The sequence below is a fragment of the Shewanella polaris genome (assembly GCF_006385555.1).
Classification (GTDB): Bacteria; Pseudomonadota; Gammaproteobacteria; order Enterobacterales; family Shewanellaceae; genus Shewanella; species Shewanella polaris.
The window spans coordinates 1,723,312-1,742,633 of record NZ_CP041036.1 but is presented as its reverse complement, the minus strand read 5'-3'; the positions used below and the strand labels follow the sequence as shown (position 1 = coordinate 1,742,633).

The window sequence follows — 19,322 nt, the reverse complement described above, 5'->3', positions numbered from 1 at the left end:
AATAATCGTTATCATTCGCAATACAATTAACAAAGGCCACACATTATGAAGCCACTACACCTCTCTTTACTTGCTATTGCATGCCAAAGTGTCTTGTTTCCTTTTTATGCCCAAGCACAAGCACCAATTAATACTGCAGAATCTCAAGCATCATCAACCGATTATGAACGCATTACCGTATATGGCCGACAAAACCAAGTGGTGAGAAATTCTGGCCTTGCCACTAAATCAGACATGTCACTAATGGAAACACCCGCTGCGGTTGTGATTGTTGATGAAGCATTGATCGATGCCCAGGGTGTCAGCAATATGCAAGACCTAGTACGAAATATCAGTGGTGTGACTCAAGCCGGTAACAATTATGGTATTGGCGATAATTTAGTGATCCGAGGATTAGGCGCTAACTATACCTATGACGGCATGTACGGCGGCGCAGGCCTTGGCAACACTTTTAACCCAACACGCTCGTTAACTAATGTTAACTCAGTCGAAGTATTAAAAGGCCCTGCAACGGGCTTATACGGCATGGGGAGCGCCGGCGGCGTAATTAACTTAATTGAGAAAAAACCTGAGTTTGACAGCCAACACGTTTTTGAAGCCGAAGTGGGACAATGGGATACTTATTCATTAATGGCCGACAGCACGGGCGGGATCACTGATGATATAGCCTATCGTGTAGTAGCTAAAAGCGCGCGCAGTGATGGCTACCGCAATTTGGGTACCGACAGAGATGAAGTATATGCCTCAATGAAGTTTGTATTAGACGATAACCAAAATCTGATGCTGTCTGCTGCTTACATTAACGATGCGATCCCCGTTGACTCTATTGGCCACCCTATCCGTATTTACAATGCAGAGTCAGCAGATGGTAAAACAGCAGGAGAAGTTAATTGGCAAGATCTCGTCAATGATCCCACTAGCAATGGTGTACAACTCACCGATGCACAGCGCCAACAACTTGCAGACTCACTAGATGCCAGTGATGGGCAAACACCTTATGCATTTGGCCATAATGGTTTAATTTCACCAATGGCAAAAGACAATGAAGGTGAAGAGCTTCGCTTTAAGCTAACTCATAATATTTACCTTACCGACAACCTCTTCTTAAACCAGCAGTTACAATACCGTAATTATGAAACTAGCTTTGCTCGTCAAACAGGAGCTTATAACTACGTATATTCGGAACGTAACGGTGTGATTAACCAAAATCCACGAGCACCACTTGTTGAGAACGATGTGCTGTATCCTTATGCCGCTCGACGTCAGGAATACCGTAAAGTCTCAGCTGATGAAAAGTCATGGCAGTACTTTGCTGATTTACGCTACGACTTTGATATAGGTAACATTGAAAACGAATTATTGATCAATGCAAACTTTGAAGATCGCGATATTAGCTTTAAACAATATTCGATTTGGGATGCTGACTATACGCTGAAAGATAGCAATGGTGATGTGTCTTATCAAGGTACCCTGCCCTACATTTATGACATCCGTAATCCTAATTGGGCCGATGGTGAATTTGAAGATTACGACCCATTACTCACCAGCAACTATAACAAGTCTGTTACTGCATGGGGATTAGGAGTGCAGCATGTTGGTTACTTGGGAGCAGGTTTCACCAGCCGTATTGGCGTAGCCTTTAACGAAATAAAGCAAAGTTATGAACACTTAGGCGTTGATTCTCGTTACAGCAGCAGTTTAGCTGCACCACAACCAGAAGCAGATACCACTGATAACGGCATAACTTACAATTTAGGCCTAACCTATATGCCTACTGACGATATCTCTATTTTCGTTAACCACTCTAAAGGCCGTACGGCATACAGTGTGTTAGGTGATGTAACAGGTAATGAAGCTGACCGTGAAGATTCGCAATCAATTAGCAATGATTTAGGTATTCGTGTCAAAGCGTTTGATGATCAACTATTAACATCATTGGTGTTCTTTAAATCATCACGGACTAATATTGCTTATGCGAATCCAGATTATGACAGTAGCGCGGTCACGCCTGACATTGACCCGTACTTTTATGATGGTAGCGAAGACACCAAAGGGGTTGAGTTAGACCTTAATGCCTACCTAAGTGAACAGTGGAAAGTGAATCTTAACGCGGTATACCAAGATGCTAGAGACAACCAAAACCCAAATAGCAGCAGCTATGGTCAACACCAAAAAGGCGTTCCTTATGTTACTGCAAGTGCTTGGGTGACTTATGCGGCAGAATTGGGATTACCAGCGCCGGTATCGATTAGTCTTGGTGCCGAGCATGTCGGTGAACGCAGCACTAACTCTAGCTCATTCGGTATTCCCGACGGTTATGTGCCTGGTTATACCGTGGTCGACACAGCCATTAGTTATGATGTTGAACGTTATAAAATTCAGCTGAATATTAATAACTTATTTAACAAGTCATACTACGAAAAAGCAATGTTTTTGGGTGGTCTACCCGGCGAAGAGCGTAATGCAAAGTTAACCGTAACGTATCGTATTTAAGAACGTGACAATTAGGTAATAAAAAGCACTGTCTTTGACAGTGCTTTTTTATGCCAATCTAAGACTGACCCGAACGTTTAATAAAGCCCTATTAACTAGGATCGTCATGATTAAAGCGATGAATCACCTGATTGCTGCTTCCGCGCCACAATAGCGCGGGGTCAGCTTTATCTTGTTCAAACTTACCGTCAATCATCACATCAACTAAGTTGATTATATTTTGCTGTGCGACACTAAGATCGGCCAATTGATAACCGGTCCACAGCCAAATGTCCTTACCAGGGCATTCATTCTTTACTCGCGTAACCAGTTTTAATATAGCATCGAGATTAGCGGGATGCAGTGGATCGCCACCACTTAACGATAAGCCTCGGCGATAAATACGACTGTCGGTTAGATCCTTAATGATTTGATCTTCTAACGCTTGGCTAAATTCATGCCCAGCATCCACACGCCAAGTGCTTTGGTTATAACATCCCTTACAAGCATGCTCGCACCCACTGACAAATAACGTGCAGCGGGTGCCCTCACCGTTGATTACATCAATACTATGGTAAGCACTGTAATACATTATAAATGCTTCACTCTGCGTTTGACTTCTTCTTGCTTGCCAAAGTTGAATGGTCTTGCATCTGGGCTGCCCAGATAACCACACACTCGACGAATAACGGATACTCGGCTAGGCTCATGGTTACCACATTTAGGGCACACAAACCCCTTACTTGTACAATTGAACTCACCAATAAAACCACAATCATAACACTCATCAATAGGCGTGTTAGTGCCATAGTATGGCACTCGGCTGTAGCTATAATCCCAAACGTTTTCAAGCGCTTCTATATTATTTTGCATGTTAGGGTATTCGCCGTAGCAAATAAATCCACCATTGGCTATAGCTGGATATGGTTGTTCAAAATCAATTTTGTCATAAGGGTTTACACTTTTTTCAACATCAAGATGAAAACTATTGGTGTAATAACCTTTGTCTGTTACCCCTGCCACTACACCAAATTGCGCGGTATCAAGCTGACAAAAACGACTGCATAAATTTTCACTTGGCGTACTGTATAAACTAAAACCATAGCCCGTTTCTTGCTTCCAAGATTCAGTCGCTTGCTTTAAATGATTAATGATAGCGACAGCTTTCTCACGTAATTCTGTGTTATCAAACACATGCTTTTCATTGCCATACAAAGCATTTATGGTCTCATGCAGGCCGATAAAGCCTAATGAAATTGATGCTCGACCATTTTTGAAGATTTCACTAACATCATCATCAGCATTTAAACGCACGCCACAAGCACCTTCCATATACAAAATAGGTGCAACACGGGCTTTGACTCCCGCTAAACGTGCAATGCGAGTATCTAATGCTTTACGAGCGATTAACAAACGCTCATCGAGTAATTGATAAAAACGCTTTTCATCCTTACCCGCTTCTAAAGCAATACGCGGTAAATTGAGGCTTACAACACCTAAATTATTACGACCTTCGTGCACCAATTGACCATCCTCTTCATAAGTACCTAAAAAGGATCGACAACCCATTGGGGTTTTAAATGAACCAGTGACTTCTACTACTTGGTCATAATTTAAAATATCAGGGTACATGCGCATAGTTGAACAAGTTAACGCCAGTTTTTTAATATCATAATTAGCGTCTGTTGCTTTATGATTAACACCGTCTTTAATGGCAAAGACCAATTTAGGAAATACTGCGGTTTTACGGTTTTTACCTAGGCCAGCCATACGTACAGTTAGCATTGATTTTTGAATTAAGCGACACTCCCATGACACACCTAACCCAAAACCGAAAGTAACAAACGGTGTTTGGCCATTAGCGGTATGCAAGGTGTTGACTTCATATTCAAGTGACTGGAATGCGTCATGACATTCTTTTTCAGTTTGCGTCATCGCATAACCTTCTACGTCAGCCACTTGCCATTTTTTTGCCACTACAAGATGTTTTTGATAGCTGATTTGTACAAACTCAGCTAACACTTCATCAATACGGTTAATCGTTGTGCCACCATAAATATGGCTGGCCACCTGGGCAATAATTTGTGCCGTAACCGCCGTTGCGGTAGAAATAGATTTTGGCGGCTCAATTTCAGCATTACCCATTTTAAAGCCATGGGTTAACATGCCAGCCAAATCGATTAACATGCAGTTAAACATTGGGAAAAACGGTGCGTAATCTAAGTCGTGATAATGAATTTCACCCTTTTCATGTGCTTCGACAACATCTTTAGGTAACAAATGAGTTTTAGCATAATGCTTAGCAACAATACCAGCGAGAAGATCACGTTGAGTTGGAATAACTTTGGCGTCTTTATTGGCATTTTCATTTAAAATTGAGTTGTCTGATTGCTCAACTAAGCCTCGAATCGCACAATTTAATTTACTTTGTGCTTCACGGTGTTTGTCTCTGTCATGACGGTATTCTATGTAATGACGTGCTACCGATTTAAAAGGCCCCGACATCAGTAAATTTTCAACGGCTTCTTGTAGTTCGAGAATATCCACTTCAGTTTTCGCAGCCATTTGCTGTTCAACCGTTTGTGCTAACTGCAATGCATATTGGTCATCGGCTTGACCCGCAGAGTCCATAGCGGCCACCACAGCTTCTTTAATACGACATCCATCAAATGCAGTACGACATCCATCTCTTTTCACTACAACTAGCATACGGCCACCCTCGAAAGCACTACATATAGCGCTTAAATTCAACATAAACACAAGATAGAGGGTATTAGACACGCTAATCCTGAGCGTTACTTTGATCCAGATCATAATTGTCGGCAGTACTTATAGTGAAAAATACCTTGCTGTTAGCCATAAATAATGTAGGGATTTACAGAGAACAAATACCACAGAAAAATTTAAAATTGTTTAACGAAATAGGATGTCTTTAGCTATAAAGCCTGTCATGTCCAAACGTCCCTAGTGTGTTAGCCTAAGACCATATTAATCACTATTAATGGATAATGACCCATTGATATCGACTAACTAATTGATTACTAATAGCGGTTTTATCGATAGACGCAAAGGTTAAGAAGAAAAAAGAAGTTAACTAGGAAAGTCATAATCAATGCAATTCTCGGAACCGACATGCCTATAGAGAAAAGATAGATAAGTTGCCCGACAGTAAGACGCAAGATATTAATAATCTAGGACAATGATGTACATTAAATAATAGACTTTATGTATAAAAGGCCTAATACATTAATAAAGCAGCATTTACACCAAGAGGCAGTGCCACGCATAGACATGCAAGCACTACCAGAATTGGAGACCGCTATTTGTTATTTAATGTCGCTTTAAGTAAATGTTGAATATCCATTACAGCTTGTTCGCCAGCTATAATGGCTTCTTTGGCACGATGAAACTCCATAGTGCCAATATCACCGACATCAGGAACAATACAAATATCAGGTGGCTCGCCCATTAAACGTGAGCGTTTATGGCGTTGCTCTAAAATATCCATTGATTGCGACATAACAGCCAACATACCTGGATGGGATTTTGAACTGCCAAGAGCAAACTTATCAGATAAGCCATTCATGTAATCTTTGCCTTTACCCCATAAATCCATAAAGCCAGATTCAAGCTCGCGCTTTTCATCGATAGGCTCAGACTTAGTCGCTTTTCGGCTTTTTACTTGCTCTGGAATTAAATGCATTTGCCCACGACGATGACCGTTTAAATCCACCGCAATAACGATATCGACTCCCATAGAACGCGCTAATGACACTGGCACAGGGTTAACTACGGCACCATCAACTACCCAGCGGTTTCCTTGCTGAACAGGCGGCAAAAAACCCGGCATTGAACACGAGGCTCGAACCGCATGGCGTAAGTCACCTTCTTTAAACCAAATTTCTTGACCAGAATATAAATCTGTTGCCACTGCGGCAAAGGGACGCTTCAGTTGTTCAATGTTAAGATCACCAATGCGATTAGCCAACACATCAAATACTTTTTCGCCACTGATTAAACCGCCTTTACGCCACCCTAAATCCATTAACCCGAGCACATCCCAGCTTGAAAAGCCACTCACCCAGGTTTCAAGCTCAGCCAAATGATTATTGGAATAAGCTGCCCCCACTAACGCCCCAACTGAACAACCGGCAATTTTGTCAGGATAAATATCTAATTTTGCTAAACCATTTAACACCCCAATGTGGGCCCAACCTTTCGCCGCTCCACTGCCTAGCGCTAATCCCACGGTGAGCTTTGTCATCTTTATTCCTTTCATGCTCGATACATTAACTCTTTACAATAATATTTGGCTCAGTAAACAACTAGTGATGCCAAGTAAGCGCAAAAATGTAAAGCTAAAAAATAGCATAACTAAAGCGACTCTTGTTGGCTATAGCAAGGTGAAACCGTTATAATCCTTGGCTAGCATTTTTTAGGGGATTTACCTTTGCAATTTACCGATTTTTCGTTGGACAAGCGCCTGCTTGACAGTTTAAAGCACCTTGGCATTACTACGCCTACCGATGTTCAAGCGCAAGCACTGCCCATTGCCTTATCAGGTAAAGACTTAATGGCATCCTCTAAAACGGGCTCGGGTAAAACCTTAGCGTTTTTATTGCCTGCTATGCAACGGGTAATATCCACCAGAGCATTGTCTAAAAAAGATCCTCGGGTACTTATATTATTACCGACTCGTGAATTAGCCCAGCAAGTTTATGGCCAATTACGTTTATTAGTCGCCAATACCCAATATAAAGCCATCAGCGTACTCGGCGGTGAGAACTTTAACGACCAAGCTAAAGCCTTGTCTAGAGATCCACACTTTATTGTCGCCACCCCAGGACGTATTGCAGATCACTTACAACAACGTCATTTATATTTAAACGGCTTAGAGTTATTGGTTCTTGACGAAGCTGACCGCATGCTCGATTTAGGCTTTGCACCACAATTAAAAGCCATTAACGATGCGGCGGATCATAAACGTCGTCAAACATTGATGTTTTCGGCCACATTAGATCATGACAGCATTGGCGACATTGCAACAACCTTGCTCAAAACGCCCAATCATGTGTCTATAGGCGAATCTTACACCGAGCATAAAGACATTGAGCAACGGATTATTTTGGTTGATCATTTAGACCATAAACAAGCCTTGCTAAAACACATTTTAACGCAAGAACAACATAAGCAAGTCATTGTGTTTACTGCCACTCGCTCTGACACAGACCGAATTGCGACATTATTGGCCGCAGAAGGTTTTGTCACCTCAGCACTCAGTGGCGACTTAAAGCAATCGGCCCGTAACCAGATTATGGACCAATTTGCTCGAGGCCAATCACAGATACTTGTGACGACAGATGTGGCATCACGCGGCCTCGATTTAGTTAACGTATCGTTAGTGATTAACTTTGATATGCCAAAGTTTGCCGAAGAATATGTACACCGTATAGGCCGTACAGGTCGCGCAGGCGCTAAAGGCGACGCGGTATCATTTGTAGGCCCTAAAGATTGGGACAGCTTTAAAAAAGTACAATTATTTTTACGTAAAAACTTTGAGCCTACTGTTATTGAGGGCTTAAGAGCTAAATTTAGCGGTCTAAAAGATAAGCCTCAAGCAAGCAAAGCGGGTACAAGTGCAAAAGCTGCTGTCATCAGCAAAAGAGTTAGTGCGCCTAAAAAACCTAAAGCTGCACCAAAGAGTGATAAACGCTTTATTACTGGCGTTGATGTCGGCGACGCGCCAGTACGTCGTAAAGTCAAACCGATTCAAATTATTGAAGACGACAGCACAGTAGAAGATTAACTCGCACTCAAACAGCTATAGCCAAATAATGAATGTAGGGTAATCCATTACCTTACAACAAATGAACGATAACGAGCATGCCAATGGCACTCTCGAATGAATAAACCAGTAAGGATTAACATGAAAATTTGTGGTGTTGAATTAAAAGGCGGCGAAGCCATTATTTGTTTACTGACCTATGAAGGTGAAACATTTAATGTACCAGCATGTCGTAAAGTGTCATTCAGTATTTCACAATCGGCAACGACTGAATCAATTCGCGAATTCAACTTTGCGTTTCAAAAACTCATGACCGATTATAAGGTCGATGAAATTGCGATTATTGAACGTGAACAAAAAGGTAAATTTGCTGGCAGTGCTACCAGCTTTAAACTTGAAGCAGCAATTCAATTAAGTGATATTCCTGTATCACTTATTTCTCCTGTGATAATCAAAGAGCAATTAAAACGTAACCCGCCACAAGTTGACTTTGATTCATTGGATCTAAAACGCGTCCAACTTAATGCTTTTGACGTTGCTTATGTTCAGCATAATAGACTCATCTTCGGTAAAGTGTAACTTACTGCTGCCAATGTTCTTATTGGCATTACCGATATCCATACAGACATCGGTAATGCCAACATAAATCAGTTAATCTATGTCAGACACTAAAGCAAAAGCTCCTAAAGCACCTCCTAAAATGCCGATTAAGTCGGCAAGCCAAGCATTAAAACCCAAAACCGACATAAGTCAGTTAATCACCAGTGCCGACATCAAAAAAAGGCAGAGTGAACAAAGCGCGTTACGTTATTTGAGTGGTTATCAGCCAGATATTGTAGATAAAATTAGCCAATTAGTGGATACCAAAACATTAGGCGCCCACTTTTTAACCCGTTACCCAAAAATGCACGACATTCGTACCGACAAAGCCTTATACGATATGGCCATTGAATTAAAAAACACCTATATGCGTCAATCAGACCCATTAGCCAAAGTGATTTTTGATGACAAAATTAACTTAAGCCATCATGCCTTAGGTTTACATTCTTATGTTAATCGACGTCAAGGTAATAAAGTCAAAGCTAAAAATGAAATTAGGATTTCATCTCGCTTAAAGCACATCCCATTTGAACTCCTGCAAATGGTGGTAGTACACGAACTGGCTCACCTGCGCGAAAAAGATCACAACAAACCATTTTATCAACTGTGCACTTTTATGCTGGCAGATTACCACCAGTTAGAATTTGATATGCGAGTTTGGTTAGTTGCAGAAGAAGTCGGCCAATCGCCCTACGCGAAATAAATTATACAGTTTGAACCCGCCAAGGTGGATTTAAACGGTTATCACCCGCCCAATACAGTTTGAGCTTATTGCCGCTGGGATCGAATAACACCGCTTCACGCCATAAATAAGTTTCATCTGTCGGCATTTGGCTAAATACGATGTCTTTCTCTAGTAATTCATTCACCCACTCATCAAGTTTAGGATGTTCAAAGTAAATCACCGCGCCATGAGTCATAGGCTCAGACTCTAATGACAGCGAAAAAGAGCTCTCACCCATTGGGCATTCAAAACGAGCGTAATGCGGCGTATCCACGATTAAGGTAAAGCCTAAAATTTGATAAAAGCTAACGGCCTTATTCATATTCGACACAGGCAATGTCACTTGATTGAGATTCATATCATGCCCCTGATATCAGACCAACGTTTTTGATAAAAAATACTGTTTCATCATAAAATATCTTGCTGGGCTACCGGCAAACTTAATGATAATAAGCCGTGTCCTCTAAACGAACAATGGCTTTTCTAGGCATCGTCATCTTAAAATATCATTTCCAAAGAGTAAATAAATCGTAGTTTAGCTGTTAATATTTAGTCGATAAAAATAGATATCCGTATAATTGAGACATATACATTAATTAATGCATATGCATTATAATTTTAATGACAACATTAGTTCAATATGCAATATCACTTAATTAATAATTTAACATACCCAACACTTATATATTTTAGGATAAATTGAAAACGCTTTGATGGTACTTTTTTTAGTGAAAAATTAATACGACAAATAAAGTAAAAGAAAAATAAAATCAATAAATATAACAAAAATGTAAACTGATACTCATCATAAATCGAGTATAATATACAATTTCCAAAACTAAAAAGTATTAACGATGACGAACCAAACAAAAGTAATGGACTTAAATAAATCTGCTTCACATAGTGAGCAGTTAAAAGAGAAAATTCAATAAATAAAATAGAAGACAAACAACCAAATAAAAAATATGGGTAGGCATTGCTATTACGTAATGACATCCCCGACAAATCATCAATAGTCATATTACCAGTTGCATAAAGTGCAAACAAAGATGACAACAATACAACGCAAGCCATTAAAATATGACGGTTTTTATCATGTTTAATAATACTTGAACGTGAACCTTCATTTTGCAATACAACTGAAAGATAAAATCCTAATAAAATAAAAACAAAAGAATGTAAAACTGAGGGACCAGCAACGATTTCACCTCCACCATAAGTCATAGCAGATAAGTAGTGGCCAAAAGGTATAAAGGTAATGGGTTTTAATAGTGAAAAAAAGCTAAGTATATGAGGAATAAAACTTAAACCAATCGCGTATTTTAAACCATATCGAGAAATAAACAGTAATAAATACGGTGCAGAAATTAAAATTAAAGTGTAATATTTTAAAATATCAGTAAAAGGTGTACCGCCTAAAAAAATCATCATTCTTAATGTATAAGCAATACTATATTGCATAGACAGACCTAATAAAATGCAACTTAACGCATATAAAACATAACATTGAACCGCCCTTGTCCAAAGTTTTATTTTAATAAATGCAAATCCAGACTCATTCATTTTTCGTAAATATATTCGATGCAAAAAAAATCCAAAAACAACAATAAATAGTGGGGTAGAAGTTCTGAATACAAGATTCATAGACAATCCTGCATTATAATGTAATGCTGAAAATGTATGTGATGTCATCGCAAAAAAAATCGCAATACCTCTAGCGAGATCTAACCCGATAATACGATTCATAATATATTTCTCTTTATATTCACGAGCCTGTAATAATCGCCTTTAAAAATTATTCTCTTAACTGTAAACATAAGTAGAAAAATCACAAAGTATCGAAAATTTGTTTATTGTTCATGTAAATGGTGAGTATACAACGTTTGAAATTGTTACACCATTAACTAACTTTACTCCTGAACATATGTGGAATAATGATGTTTTATCATAAATACTGTTTCATCATAAAATATCTTGCTGGGCTACCGGCAAACTTAGGTACTGTACCTATGATGTTAAACCCTAGCTTTTGGTAAAAACGCGGCGCTTGAAAATCTAACGTATCAAGTTGCGCAATCAGGCAACCGCGCTTAATCGCTACGACTTCGGCAATTTTCATTAATTCTTGACCTAATCCCTTACCCCTATATAAATCATCTACCCAAACCACATTGATAAGAAAGTTATTATAAATGGTACGACCTGCTACACCTCCGATGATTTCACCCTCATCATTACGCGCAACGATGGTGAGAGGCTCAGTGGTTTCATCACCTAAATGTTCAACGTTAAATTGACGTAAACCAGCAGTGAGCAAAGCCACTGTCTCGTTATCTTCATGGTAAATAATGTCGATGTTCATTGAAAACTCTCAAGTTTATCGCTATGCATGTCTTTTTATTAAAAAAGACAAAACAATCAAGGTTATAATTTATCCGAAAAATGGAATTATGTTAAGTCTACTCTATTGATTATTGATTAAGTGTAATCTACACCATGGCTCTATTGGTGCTTATTACCAACTACAAATGAACTCGATGACATAGCAAATAATTCTAGAGTACGTGGTAATAAACTCAATTTTTGCGTCTAATAAAAAATGAGCAAAGCCAATCATTATATACGTTTTGAACAATATAAAATCCTTTCGCAAATAAAGCATAACCAATTGTAAATTAATACATTTAATTGAGTTAGCAGGGAAAAACCCAATTGTATTGTCTGTGTCGTACTTGTGACAATAGACATATATGATGATCAAATAAAAATATATAATGATCCAAACTCATTAGACAATTGGAGTCAAAATGAAACAGAATAAAGATAAATTAGTAAGAAGTGTTATTAACATCAGCTCAAGTAAAATGGGCGCTGGTGATGACGACTTAGGTGATATTCTAATGCAGTCATTTATTAACTCTCTTATTCAATTAGACCCATTACCTTCCACCATTATCTTATATAACTCTGGTGTTCTATTATGCACCAACGATTCTGCAGTTTTAGAGTCTCTTAACGCCTTAGAAGCTAAAGGGGTTAATATTTTGTTATGTGGAACATGTGCTGATTTTTATAATATAAAAGATAAGATTGGTGCTGGCACAATTTCTAACATGTATACCATTGTAGAAACCTTAAACCGTTCAGATAAAATTATTAATCCTTAATGATGAATTTATATTTTGATAACGGTGCAACCTCTTTTCCAAAACCGCCACAGGTGTCTCAAGCTATAGCTCAATATTTAGATGTCGATGGGGCGCCCTATGGTCGATCTTTCTATGAAAAAGCTTTTAAGGTGTCATCTGAAGTAGAAGAGTGCAGAGATTTACTGGCTGGTACGCTATCAATCCCTAACCCAGAAAGATTGTCTTTTACCCCAAATGCAACATTTGCTTTAAATTCAGTTATTAAGAATTTTAACTATAAACATAAACGCGTATTGGTATCACCTTTAGAACATAATGCTGTCATGAGGCCTTTACATTATTTAAAAGAAAAAATGGGAATAGAGGTTGAATTTCTACCAGCAAGAAAAGATGGCACTATCGATATTGATAAAGTGAATATTAATAAGTGTGATCTCGTCATCATTTCCCATATGAGTAATGTAAATGGTGTTATACAGCCGATTAAAGCCTTAAAACATATTCTCGAAGATGTTCCCATACTGTTAGATGCTGCACAATCTGCAGGACATATTGCTATAAATGTTGAAGATTGGGATATCGACTTTTTAGCGATTACGGGTCATAAATCGCTGTTAGGCCCAACAGGCACCGGAGCGCTTTATACATCACCGAAATATACCATTGAACCTTTATTACATGGTGGAACGGGAAGTCATTCGGAATTTTTAAGTATGCCAGAGGATTATCCAGACTTATTTGAAGCAGGAACCCCCAACATTGCGGGTATTTATGGGTTACATGCCGCACTCAAAAATAGGCCACAATCACTCCATTCTCAAGATGCTTTTAATACACTGTTAAACAAACTAGCCGCTATTGATATCATAAAACTGTATGTCTCTACGGATAGAAATAACCAAGGTGAATTGTTTTCGTTTAAATCCAAGGATCACAGTGTTTCTGAATTAGCGTTTACGTTATACAAAGATTTTGGGATCCAAACTAGAGTCGGTCTACACTGTGCTCCGGTTGCTCACTCATATTTAAATAGTTTTCCAGAAGGATTGATACGTATTGCGCTGTCACCGTACCATAGTGATGAAGATGTAGACTATTTGTACAACGCTATAAAAAGATGCGTTAGCCATGGATAATAATATTTTATACCTCTTCAATAATACAAGGGCGGTCATTTTAGCTCACAAAGCTATTCGTCAAATGAATCTTAAGTGCTTAATCATACCCGTTCCTAGAAGTATTAGTTCACAGTGTGGTATGTGTATTGAGACTAAAAAAAGCAATGAGGTTGATATAGATACTACCCTAGATGAATTAAATATCGCCTTTAAAAAGTGCTCTGGCTATAGCAAGTAGTAATCGCTTAATTACTTGTTGATTGAAATAATCACCAATCAACATACATAAACAGAATATTTAAAGACCCCCATTTAAAACGATGATAAAAAGTCATTTAATAAATACAAACTATAACGTTTGTTAATCGACAAATATGGACAGCCATATTAAAACAATAACATAGTGCCATTTTGATTGGCGATCAAACAAGAGAAGTAACTTAAAAGCGAAATGACCGATTAACCGTGATTTAAATGAATGATGAGTAACGAAATAAGTAAATATCAGTGAAAAATAGAGATTTCAGGCAGTAGTATCCTAACCCATATAATTTGGAGCCTTAAGCGGTTATAGATTCGATATGATTTAAGTTAACCCGCTTTTAAATGCTGACAACAACTCGCGAAGTGTCGTCGGCGTTTCTCTAAATGTTCACAATAGTGAGTCAGCTCTTGAAGTGTGCCCACTGGGCCGTGAAATAGCTTGCCAAATTCAGTGGTGAGTTTAAGCCAGTTATCTTGGGGGATATTTAATCTTGCGAGTAACTTAGTGCTATTGGCACTGATAGCGCCACGCTTATCGTTACGAATAATACGCCCTGTATCATCAACCAATTCAAGATAATCTTGCAGCGAAAACGCAATTCCTTTAGGTTGGTTGTTTCGCTCATTACCAATGAAAGTCAGTAGACTTTTGGGCTGCTCGCCTTTTAATGCCGCCTTAATACGCAGTTGAATGCTGGTATGGTCTGATTGCTCCGGACTCTCTACCATCTTGGCTCTGATAGGGTTGAGGTCAACATAAGCCATACAAGCAAGTACTGCGGCTTCATCAAGTAGCGCTTGAGATTTAAATCTACCCTCCCAGAAGCGCCCCGTACAGTTATCTTCTTGATTTGCTTGTCTTGCTATTGGCTCATTTAAACAGCGCATGAACCAAGAAATATCACATAAACGACTGCGATAAGTCGCAATAGAATGTTTCAACCTGAGCACTTCATGGGCTTCAACTAATTCAAGTAATAGAGATTCGACCCAACCACGGCGATGATTGTAGTTCCGACCAGAAATTTTATCATCGCCACAAAGGTAAGCACGCCGTACTACACGGCTACAACAGTGATAAAATGGCGTGTCTTCGACACTAATCTGGGTTCTACGAGGACGTGGCATAACAAACTCCTACATTTAAAACTTTTTTGAGTTTAGTAGAAGATGCTAAATCACGCGATTTATTGTGGCTGTCCACTTTTATAATTCATTGTGATTTAAATCTGTAAAGCTTGATTTGATCATACGAAAATAACTCATGCACAAAATGTTGTTTGGTAAACTTCTTGCGCACGAGTGGTAAATTTATTTTGACTATGTTGGTAAAAAAGTCATGGAGCAGTGGTTAGTTTTAGCGGAATATACAATTGTATATTCCGCACCAACGTTACCATTATTCCGACAAAGCCTTACCACGATCCCGAAACAAATTTACCAGGTTTCCGCTGAATATTTACCAGCAGGGTTCCGGATGAGCGAAATCTTAACGATAACACTGACGGCTTAAGCGTTCTCATTGAATCTATTTTTTGGCTTCAAAAGCAGCCAAAAATAAAGCCCCGCGAGGGGCTTTAGGTAAAAATTTACAGCCTGTTTACTTCTTCCACCGAGGAGGCCATTCCCATCTATTATTGTCAGCATAAAAAGACAAAAAGATAATGATGATACCTCCTATAGTAAAGATCACTAGGCTAACTATTTCGCTGGTTATAGATGACAAAACTAAGGTCATAAGCAAAATGCAAACAAATAAAGTAAACCACTTAAATTTGCTTAGATAATTAAATTCATTCAATCCATTCCTCCACAGCCTTTATTACAGGCGAAATATCTATACTAATGCTGTCTTCGATTGTTGTAGTAAGATGGTTACCAGAACCTCCTGCTGGTAAGCCTAGACCAAACTCAACCCCAAAAATAGGCTCATTTGGCATGCCTTCAGAGTCTAAAGTCGCACCAGGTTCGATAGTGATGACCCCAAAGTCAGCCTCGGCAGTTACTGCATCGCCTTGAAAGTCAGATAAACCACCACCTGAACCTTGGATAGATACACTTACACCAATGTCCTCTCCAGCAGATACTTTAGTTTCGGTAAAAGTCCCAATAGTTATCACACCTTTATCATAATTTATAAATCCTCCCGCTTGCCCGCCTCCTCCAATAGGTAAAATAGCCTCAACATCAACTCCAATAGCTAGCGTATCTTTCCCATCAGGATCTATGTACTTATACGGATTATTGTTAGCATAAGCATAACGATTAAAGTTGTGAACATTTTTAAACCCAATCGGATCATTCGAATAAAAACGGCCTATAAGTGGATCATAGTATCGTGCCTGCATATAACTCAGGCCCAAATCAGCATCATATTTATGACCGGTATAACCTACGTCATCACGCTTCTATTCGATTTCTTCACCAAAGCCTTTGTAATGTGAAAGCGTAACGATTTGTCCTGCACTATTGGTTTCTGCAACCGGTGAGCCTAATAAGTCGCTGTGTACAAATGTCACTCCCGCAACCGCAATGCTACTGGTAAATAATATCAACATCACTAAAATTTGTATTAGAATTTCATAGCTCGATACCACCACCTGATACTTTGCACGTTATTGTGAGTGATTTAGATACGGTAATTAGAATGAGTGGCCATATGCTTCTGGCATAACAAACTCCTACATTTAAAACTTTTTTGAGTTTAGTAGAAGATGTTAAATCACGCGATTTATTGTGGCTGTCCACTTTTATTTATATTTACCATAAAAAGGTTTTCCCTTTGGCTTCAAAAGCAGCCAAAAATAAAGCCATTTGCTAGTAGACTTGAAAACAAAAAAAAGCCCCGCGAGTGCGAGGCTTTGGATTCAATTGCGGTTGTTATGGCGCTTTTGCTTCATTATGGCATTTTAAAAAGAACTGTCGATTTGAGCGTATGATTAATACCAATCCTAGTATTATTCCTACTAAATCCATTGCAAGCTGAAATTGGACATAATACCTTGGCAGAAGGTCTGGATATCCGCCTAAGTTCGGTTGAACATGAATTTCCCAGTAGAATGAAGTAAAAACAACCGCTATAAATACAAACGCCAATGATACATATTTAAATTTATCTTTCAGATAGTTAAAGAAAAATGGCGAAAACAGGTTAACAATACTAAAAATAGTTAATGTTATTAACAATTTAGCCAAACTAGGTGAATAGAACTTGGCAATAGCCAGTCCACCTATAAAGGAAATACTTATTATGACCAAAGCTTGGTTCCTTTTTAGATTTAACCAACCAAACCCAAAAACAGTCATTGACGCAAACCCAATCGCGTGAGCCATTGCTCGTTCATCAATTTTTCCATCGAATAACGAAAACGCTGGTGTTACATAGTTTATTATTAACGCAATAGACAATAACAATGTGCCTAGTAGCAACTGTAGCCATGTGACTTTCTCTTCTTGCACTTAAATTTTACCTCTTAAAAGTGGAAATGCTTGAGAAAGTTAACACACTGTCATTTTTACAAAAATTAATTAAGCGTTAGAGACAATTATTTAATTGTCTCTGCCATTACCCCCTAAATCAATTAGGTTGGATTCAAAGCTGGCCCCTCTTCCTTGAAAAAAACTCAAACTCCCAAGCCAGATAAAACAAAGCCCCTCAGCTAAGTCAGCGAGTGCGAGGCTTTGGATTCAAAAATGCTTAGGATTGTGTGTCATATTTTCGGATTTTTATCCAGAGCAGTAAAAGTTTAATTAAAGCCCAAGCGCCACCGAAGCATAACAAGGACATAAACACAAACCACTCCAATCCGGGCTTTAATAAGTCAAAGTAAATACCCAACCGAAGCAATATCTCAAGTACGATACCTAATAGAATAATTCCCAAACCATCCAAAGAAGCAGACAGATACAAATAAAATCGTCCTTGACTCTTCTCTTTTTTTAACATTCTTTTTGTACCCCACAAGAGTCAGCTACTCCATTAGAATTAGCAACTGCATTGCCAACTGCATCTGCAACACCTACGGTATTGGACGATGAAGTACCTGTAGCTTGTTTTACATGTTGTATTAAATTTTGGTCAGACACTGACAGTTTATTAAATGCTTTTTGATTTACCATTGTCTTCGCTGCATCTATACCATCTCCCACTAATGAACCAGCAGCTCCTGCCGCAGAGCCTATTAATGCACCTGTCCCTACATTATCAGTCAGATTTTTGCCATCAATCGCATTATTGGCTACTGTTGAACTTGCTCCTATAGCAGCACCTCCAGCAGTATTCACAGCCGTCCTTCCCGCTAAACTCAACGATGCTGCTTTTGAGGCCAATCCTGCACCTGTAGCCCCTGCTGCACCAGAAACTAGAGCTTTACCCACATTTTTTGCAATCCCTGAAAAACTAGTATCCTTTATTTCACCAGTTAAGGCTTGTCTTGTCACTTCTAATGCTACACCAGCAATAAACCCCAATACCGGAAACTCTCCGTTGGGATCAGTATATTTATACGGGTTATTATTTGCGTATGCGTATCGATTAAAGCTGTGTGGGTTACCTGCGTATCCAACAGGATCATTCGAATAAAACCGCCCGATAACTGGATCATAGTATCGTGCCTGCATATAACTCAGGCCCAAATCAGCATCATATTTATGACCGGTATAACCTACGTCATCACGCTTCTGTTCGATTTCTTCACCAAAGGCTTTGTAATGTGAAAGCGTAACGATTTGTCCTGCACTATTGGTTTCTGCAACCGGTGAGCCTAATAAATCGCTGTGTACAAATGTCACTCCCGCAACCGCAATGCTACTGGTAAATAATATCAACATCACTAAAATTTGTATTAGAATTTCATAGCTCGATACCACCACCTGATACTTTGCACGTTATTGTGAGTGATTTAGATACGGTAATTAGAATGAGTGGCCATATTCTTCTGGCATAACAAACTCCTACATTTAAAACTTTTTTGAGTTTAGTAGAAGATGTTAAATCACGCGATTTATTGTGGCTGTCCACTTTTATTTGCATAACAAACTCCTACATTTAAAACTTTTTTGAGTTTAGTAGAAGATGTTAAATCACACGATTTATTGTGGCAGTCCACTTTTATTTTACTTTTATTGTTGCGCAAGAAACCATCAATCCCTTTGGCTTCAAAAGCAGCCAAAAATAAAGCCCCTTATGAGATCTCCTCATAAGGGGCTTA

General features: G+C 38.9%; 18 protein-coding genes and 1 pseudogene. 7 read left to right on the top strand and 12 right to left on the bottom strand.

The window, feature by feature from the left end; translation table 11 throughout:
• Positions 1–45 precede the first annotated feature (45 nt).
• Positions 46–2,493, top strand: coding sequence for a TonB-dependent receptor (locus tag FH971_RS07610; protein WP_140233905.1), 2,448 nt, complete (start codon positions 46–48; stop codon positions 2,491–2,493).
• 91 nt (positions 2,494–2,584) lie between these two features.
• Here FH971_RS07610 and nrdG read toward each other — a convergent pair whose 3' ends face one another.
• The 3 genes from nrdG to rssA form a co-directional block, all read right to left on the bottom strand.
• Complete coding sequence (gene nrdG, locus FH971_RS07605) at positions 2,585–3,064, bottom strand: anaerobic ribonucleoside-triphosphate reductase-activating protein (protein WP_140233904.1); 480 nt, start codon at positions 3,062–3,064, stop codon at positions 2,585–2,587.
• Positions 3,064–5,181, bottom strand: coding sequence for an anaerobic ribonucleoside-triphosphate reductase (gene nrdD / locus FH971_RS07600; RefSeq protein ID WP_140233903.1), 2,118 nt, complete (start codon positions 5,179–5,181; stop codon positions 3,064–3,066). Before nrdD ends, nrdG begins: the two co-directional genes overlap by 1 nt.
• A 610-nt stretch (positions 5,182–5,791) precedes the next feature.
• Positions 5,792–6,736 carry a patatin-like phospholipase RssA gene (gene rssA / locus FH971_RS07595; protein WP_137221334.1) on the bottom strand — a complete coding sequence of 315 codons (945 nt, stop codon included), beginning with the start codon at positions 6,734–6,736 and terminating at the stop codon, positions 5,792–5,794.
• 186 nt (positions 6,737–6,922) lie between these two features.
• Here rssA and FH971_RS07590 point away from each other — a divergent pair, with 186 nt between their 5' ends.
• The 3 genes from FH971_RS07590 to FH971_RS07580 all read left to right on the top strand — a co-directional run bounded on the left by FH971_RS07590 (position 6,923) and on the right by FH971_RS07580 (position 9,560).
• On the top strand, positions 6,923–8,278 hold the full coding sequence (locus FH971_RS07590) for a DEAD/DEAH box helicase (RefSeq protein ID WP_140233902.1): 1,356 nt from the start codon (positions 6,923–6,925) through the stop codon (positions 8,276–8,278).
• A 120-nt stretch (positions 8,279–8,398) separates the two neighbouring features.
• Complete coding sequence (locus tag FH971_RS07585; RefSeq protein WP_137227296.1) at positions 8,399–8,836, top strand: DUF3010 family protein; 438 nt, start codon at positions 8,399–8,401, stop codon at positions 8,834–8,836.
• Between the two features lie 121 nt (positions 8,837–8,957).
• Complete coding sequence (locus FH971_RS07580) at positions 8,958–9,560, top strand: YgjP-like metallopeptidase domain-containing protein (protein ID WP_140235544.1); 603 nt, start codon at positions 8,958–8,960, stop codon at positions 9,558–9,560.
• 1 nt (position 9,561) lies between these two features.
• Here the strand turns inward: FH971_RS07580 and FH971_RS07575 are convergent, their stop codons facing one another.
• The 3 genes from FH971_RS07575 to FH971_RS07565 form a co-directional block, all read right to left on the bottom strand.
• Positions 9,562–9,939: a VOC family protein gene (locus tag FH971_RS07575; RefSeq protein WP_137221345.1), complete on the bottom strand. Its 378-nt coding sequence runs from the start codon at positions 9,937–9,939 to the stop codon at positions 9,562–9,564.
• Between the two features lie 290 nt (positions 9,940–10,229).
• Positions 10,230–11,327: an OpgC domain-containing protein gene (opgC, locus tag FH971_RS07570; protein WP_140233901.1), complete on the bottom strand. Its 1,098-nt coding sequence runs from the start codon at positions 11,325–11,327 to the stop codon at positions 10,230–10,232.
• A 199-nt stretch (positions 11,328–11,526) separates the two neighbouring features.
• On the bottom strand, positions 11,527–11,943 hold the full coding sequence (locus FH971_RS07565) for a GNAT family N-acetyltransferase (RefSeq protein ID WP_140233900.1): 417 nt from the start codon (positions 11,941–11,943) through the stop codon (positions 11,527–11,529).
• 445 nt (positions 11,944–12,388) lie between these two features.
• Here FH971_RS07565 and yedF point away from each other — a divergent pair, with 445 nt between their 5' ends.
• From yedF to FH971_RS20700, 3 genes are read left to right on the top strand one after another with little or no spacing between them, the layout of a single operon-like run.
• Positions 12,389–12,748 (top strand): sulfurtransferase-like selenium metabolism protein YedF, encoded by a 360-nt coding sequence (gene yedF / locus FH971_RS07560; protein WP_140233899.1) that lies wholly within the window; start codon positions 12,389–12,391, stop codon positions 12,746–12,748.
• Complete coding sequence (locus tag FH971_RS07555) at positions 12,748–13,866, top strand: aminotransferase class V-fold PLP-dependent enzyme (RefSeq protein WP_140233898.1); 1,119 nt, start codon at positions 12,748–12,750, stop codon at positions 13,864–13,866. Before yedF ends, FH971_RS07555 begins: the two co-directional genes overlap by 1 nt.
• The gene (locus FH971_RS20700) at positions 13,859–14,086 is read left to right on the top strand and encodes a putative Se/S carrier protein (protein ID WP_140233897.1); all 228 of its coding nucleotides are present in this window, start codon (positions 13,859–13,861) and stop codon (positions 14,084–14,086) included. Before FH971_RS07555 ends, FH971_RS20700 begins: the two co-directional genes overlap by 8 nt.
• Before the next feature lie 353 nt (positions 14,087–14,439).
• Here the strand turns inward: FH971_RS20700 and FH971_RS07545 are convergent, their stop codons facing one another.
• The 6 genes and pseudogenes from FH971_RS07545 to FH971_RS20380 form a co-directional block, all read right to left on the bottom strand.
• The gene (locus tag FH971_RS07545) at positions 14,440–15,240 is read right to left on the bottom strand and encodes a transposase (protein ID WP_140233896.1); all 801 of its coding nucleotides are present in this window, start codon (positions 15,238–15,240) and stop codon (positions 14,440–14,442) included.
• A gap of 665 nt (positions 15,241–15,905) precedes the next feature.
• Positions 15,906–16,502, bottom strand: a pseudogene (locus FH971_RS20520) (RHS repeat-associated core domain-containing protein); the annotation flags it as partial.
• Positions 16,503–16,520: 18 nt separating this feature from the next.
• A complete protein-coding gene (locus tag FH971_RS20385; protein ID WP_167495996.1) occupies positions 16,521–16,670 on the bottom strand; it encodes a hypothetical protein in 150 nt (49 codons plus the stop codon).
• A 322-nt stretch (positions 16,671–16,992) separates the two neighbouring features.
• Positions 16,993–17,571, bottom strand: coding sequence for a hypothetical protein (locus FH971_RS07535; protein ID WP_140233895.1), 579 nt, complete (start codon positions 17,569–17,571; stop codon positions 16,993–16,995).
• Between the two features lie 480 nt (positions 17,572–18,051).
• Positions 18,052–18,942, bottom strand: coding sequence for an RHS repeat-associated core domain-containing protein (locus FH971_RS07530; protein ID WP_140233894.1), 891 nt, complete (start codon positions 18,940–18,942; stop codon positions 18,052–18,054).
• Positions 18,943–19,115: 173 nt separating this feature from the next.
• The gene (locus FH971_RS20380) at positions 19,116–19,283 is read right to left on the bottom strand and encodes a hypothetical protein (RefSeq protein WP_167495995.1); all 168 of its coding nucleotides are present in this window, start codon (positions 19,281–19,283) and stop codon (positions 19,116–19,118) included.
• Between the last annotated feature and the right edge of the window lie 39 nt (positions 19,284–19,322).